Annotated in this window: 6 protein-coding genes; 3 read left to right on the top strand and 3 right to left on the bottom strand. The window is 40.4% G+C overall.

Translation table 11 applies throughout. The features are described from left to right. Positions 1 to 197: 197 nt before the first annotated feature. The gene (locus F6J94_RS31530) at positions 198 to 581 is read left to right on the top strand and encodes a DUF6516 family protein (protein ID WP_293047461.1); all 384 of its coding nucleotides are present in this window, start codon (positions 198 to 200) and stop codon (positions 579 to 581) included. A gap of 350 nt (positions 582 to 931) precedes the next feature. After that, positions 932 to 1489 (top strand): Uma2 family endonuclease, encoded by a 558-nt coding sequence (locus F6J94_RS31525; protein WP_293029172.1) that lies wholly within the window; start codon positions 932 to 934, stop codon positions 1487 to 1489. Positions 1490 to 1580: 91 nt separating this feature from the next. Here the strand turns inward: F6J94_RS31525 and F6J94_RS31520 are convergent, their stop codons facing one another. Next, positions 1581 to 2231 carry a sulfite exporter TauE/SafE family protein gene (locus tag F6J94_RS31520; protein WP_293029189.1) on the bottom strand — a complete coding sequence of 217 codons (651 nt, stop codon included), beginning with the start codon at positions 2229 to 2231 and terminating at the stop codon, positions 1581 to 1583. 9 nt (positions 2232 to 2240) lie between these two features. Continuing rightward, positions 2241 to 2519 (bottom strand): hypothetical protein, encoded by a 279-nt coding sequence (locus tag F6J94_RS31515; protein ID WP_293029170.1) that lies wholly within the window; start codon positions 2517 to 2519, stop codon positions 2241 to 2243. A 411-nt stretch (positions 2520 to 2930) separates the two neighbouring features. On the opposite strand from F6J94_RS31515, the gene F6J94_RS31510 reads away from it, so the two are divergent. Beyond that, positions 2931 to 3326: a glycosyltransferase gene (locus F6J94_RS31510; protein ID WP_293029168.1), complete on the top strand. Its 396-nt coding sequence runs from the start codon at positions 2931 to 2933 to the stop codon at positions 3324 to 3326. A gap of 294 nt (positions 3327 to 3620) precedes the next feature. Here the strand turns inward: F6J94_RS31510 and F6J94_RS31505 are convergent. After that, positions 3621 to 3898 (bottom strand): hypothetical protein (locus F6J94_RS31505; protein WP_293047458.1); only part of this gene is annotated, 278 nt, incomplete at its 5' end.

Below are 3898 nucleotides of genomic sequence, written 5' to 3'. Positions count from 1 at the left end.
TCCTCCGGCGCTTCGGCGTCTGATCAGGCCGCCTCGTTCTCTTTCCGGCGGGAGCTGACCAGGAAGGCGAGGCCGAGGAACAGCTCGCTTTAATAACGATGAATTAGTCCATAGTTTTGATTTTGATGAATGGATCGGAGAATCTAAAATGTTGGAACATTTACAAAAAACAAAAGAATCTATAGAGGATATTTATTTTGTTGATTGAAGACTATTTTGATCAGATTGATCTTTTCTTGTCATCATCGCTAATAGTCAAAGGGTTAACTATTGAACGGGAAAAAAGAGGAATGTATGAAGGGTTTATCAGAGGCAAGATAAATTTCCAAGATAATTCCTTGCTCCATTTCCGAGAATTTGTCTATGTAGAAATTTCAATCGATAGAAAAATGTATAGTTATCAATATATGAATTACGATAATAATCTAATTTTCCGCTATGATAATACCGAACACCATCGAAAATTAAATCTTGCTACTTTTCCTCATCATAAACATGATGGAAGTGAGGATAATATTGTTCAATCTAATGCTCCTTTTTTAGCTGAGGTACTTAAGGAGATTGAAAAAATATTAGTTTAGTTTTAGTGCTTTCGCGTAGCGTGACCTACGGTCAATCCTGTAGCGGCGAACGAGCGTTCATCACCATCTTGTAGGTTGGGTTTATACCACGAAATCCAACAAATAACAAAAGTACAGATTAAACCTCTTGCTATAATTAACAAGCAATTATTTTTAAAAGTGTTGGGTGTCATTATTTTCGCTATTTACCATTATTACAGCGTTTTTCATAGCTACGAGGTACACATAATTTTTTTTCTCTTGCCTCTTGCCTTCCCCTCCTGGGAGGGGTTAGGGGTGGGTTCCTCTTGCCTCTTGCCTGCTCCCTGCTCTCTAAAAAATGCACCTCACCTAATTAAAAACCGCTATATATGACCACAGCCACTCCACCCCTAACCTTAGAGGAGTTCCTCAAACTCCCAGAAACCAAACCCCGATCAGAATTTATCAATGGGGAAATAATTGTTAAGCCCATGCCACAAGGCCAACATAGTCTGCTTCAGATTGAATTGTGTCAAGCTATCAATCGAGTCGCTAATCCCAACAAAATTGCCAAGGCTTTCCCGGAACTGCGCTGTACCTTTGGGGGTGAATCAATTATTCCCGACATCACAGTATTTCGTTGGGCAAACATCCCCATTGAACCAACTGGCAAAATTGCCAACCGCTTTGAAATACATCCAGATTGGGCAATCGAAATTCTTTCCCCAGACCAAAGACAAACCAAAGTCCTGAGCAAACTCATCCACTGTTTGCGTAATGGAACCGAACTAGGATGGTTAATTGATCCGGAAGAAGAAAGTATTATCGTGATTGATCAGACTCAACGATTGGAAATCCTTTCAGCAACCTCTACGTTACCGATTCTCAATGGAGTAGAGTTAGAACTAACAGTTGAGCAAGTTTTTGGGTGGTTAACCCTAGGGTAAGGTTACATGGGGTGCATCTCATAGGAAGCGGTCTGGCGTTGCTGAATAATAGAATGATTTTAAGAGAATGATAAAACCAAGAATCACTCAATTAAGCGCGTCTCAGTTTTGTGCGATACATCAGATAATAAAATGAAGTAAATAAAATCAGGGCAAACAATCCAGCCGAAACTACGGATGTCGTAAGTGGAATCAACAGTAAAGAAGTCAGCAATTCAATTCCAATTAAACTAATCAAAATCCAAACCACCATTTGGCGTTTCATCAGACTACAAAGAATTGCTCCGGTTGGCGCACCTACTACCACAACCGGAACCGCCGCTAACCAATAATTACTGACGGGAGTGACAAAATCCCCCAGGATAAAGTTATGAATTAAAAAGCCTGTGATGGCATTAATTGCCATCAAAATCACTGACGTTGGAGTGCTAACTTTCTCACACAAGCCAAACAGTAACACCATTACAGAGTAGGCAAAAACATCCATTCCACTCCCAACTAACCCACTAATCATACCGCCCATTAATCCGACTACTAGAGATAAAATTTTTTCTCGTTTACCCCAGTGTTCAATCGTCAAGTTCCGTTCAGTCTTAGTTAAATTTAAGTGAATTAAAATGAGGGCAAAACTGCTCACCATCATTGTAAATGAAATTTTAATGACTTCGGGAGGAAGTAAAGGAGCCAAAAAAGCTGTTCCCATAAAAATACCTGGAATTACCCCTAAACTCATCCAACGAATTAACTTCCATTATACTGGAGTTTTCATAGCAACAATCGTAAAAGAGGCGGCACTCATGCCAATACTTTGAATAGCTAAAGAAAAGAGTTTTGCATCGGGGGGAGAGACGTGAAGCCACTTTGTTAAAGCTGGAAAAGCAACTGCGCCTCCTCCCATACTTGTGGCTCCTGCAACCATCGAACCAAAGACCATTGTGAAGGCAAATTCCCAATGTTCAATCAGGTTGTAAATAGCTCGACTGGGTTCAATAATAATCAGCCAGCTTGTCCAAACTGTGAGTACACACAATAGACTATAACGAATATAACGTTGGGATTAAATAAACTTAAACACTGAATACATAAACTTTAAAATCTTGAAGATGAGTAGATTGTTGTGGAAACTCACTTGATAAGTTTTTTTATTTATTTTTTTATCAACCCTAATTAATTAATAGTTAGGGGATTATCAAAAAATAGCAGAGATAAAAAAAAATAACTAATTAATTACTAATTTAAAAAAACGTTAAATTAGTTACTTTATTATGCTAAAAAAATAGCATAATTATGAAAGCATTGCCCCACTTGAGCTGAAACCAATTTATACACCTAGGTCTCATCAAGGCAACAGGACTTACCCAAAACTGGACTCCAGGAAAATTGGCGTACACCAATTACCAATTACCGATCACCAACTAAACTTCGTAAGTCCATAGGAGGGATGAATACTTCGACCCAAGCTAGCGGTGAAGCGTTCCTCAAGTCAATTGAGAGCTTGCCTTGGGTTCAGTATCATGGCCACATAAGCGATCGCATTCTGGCTCAATGGTATCGAGAGGCAACAGCGGTAGTGTTTCTATCTGACCGGGAGGGCTTTGGATTACCGATTGCCGAAGCCGCATCATTTGGTCGCTTCGTGGTGGTCTCTCAAGGGAATCAAGCCGGTTTGGAAGCAGGGGGGTCTGCCATCATTACCGTTGATCCTGATCAGCCTAGGGAGGCAGCCGAGAAGGTAATGGGTGCGTTCAAAGAAAAACAATTAGTTGAGATTAGTAGTAATTTGCCGAAGTGGGAAACAGCAGCAATGGCTTATGCTGATGCGATTAATGAACTATAGTGCAGGGTGCAGCGGGAGCATGTCACTACTTCAGAAAACTCTTAACAATTTTTAATATTATTTTTGAGGTGAGTTGGTTTATAATAAATTCCAGTCCATCAAGCTAACTGTTTAGCAGCACTAGCAAATCGGTGCTTTTTATGGTGCTGTCTTATTTTTATGTTGATGACAGCACGATCAAAAGTAAATTTAGAGAATCTGTTTAGGTATGTTTGACAAATTCAACTCAGGGTTGTTGGAATCAACACTCTTCAAGGTATTCCACTGCTTTGATATAACTCGATACTTTAAAAATTAGGCATTACTGAATCTTTGAATGAATAGGAGTAGAGTGGGCAGTGTCCGCCCCAGTAGAGTGGGCATCTTGCCCGCCGGATAAGAAGAGTGGGCATCTTGCCCGCCGGATAAGATCTCGAACGGGCAAGATGCCCATTCCACAACACTAGCCCATTCCACAACACTAGCCCATTCCACAACACTAGCCCATTCCACAACACTAGCCCATTCCACAACACTAGCCCATTCCACAACACTAGCCCATTCCACAACACTAGCCCATTCCACAACACTAG

This window comes from Moorena sp. SIO1F2 (genome assembly GCF_010672755.1).
Lineage (GTDB): Bacteria > Cyanobacteriota > Cyanobacteriia > Cyanobacteriales > Coleofasciculaceae > Moorena.
This window is presented reverse-complemented; position numbering and strand designations above follow the sequence as displayed.